The following is a 255-nucleotide window of genomic DNA, read 5'->3' as shown; positions in this document are numbered from 1 at the left end:
CTTTCGGCGTGGGAGTTTTTCACTCCCATTGTCGTTACTCATGTCAGCATTCGCACTTCTGATACCTCCAGCAAGCTTCTCAACTCACCTTCACAGGCTTACAGAACGCTCCTCTACCGCGCATCTTACGATGCACCCGCAGCTTCGGTGTGTGGTTTGAGCCCCGTTACATCTTCCGCGCAGGCCGACTCGACTAGTGAGCTATTACGCTTTCTTTAAAGGGTGGCTGCTTCTAAGCCAACCTCCTAGCTGTCT

Annotated in this window: 1 rRNA gene; it reads right to left on the bottom strand. The window is 52.5% G+C overall.

Going from position 1 to position 255, the window contains the following annotated elements:
* A 23S ribosomal RNA gene (locus JFY56_RS24255) occupies positions 1-255 on the bottom strand; the annotation flags it as partial.

The organism is Pseudomonas schmalbachii (genome assembly GCF_017589465.1).
Lineage (GTDB): Bacteria > Pseudomonadota > Gammaproteobacteria > Pseudomonadales > Pseudomonadaceae > Pseudomonas > Pseudomonas schmalbachii.
The sequence above is the reverse complement of the archived record's forward strand: the minus strand, read 5'-3'. Positions and strand labels throughout refer to the sequence as shown.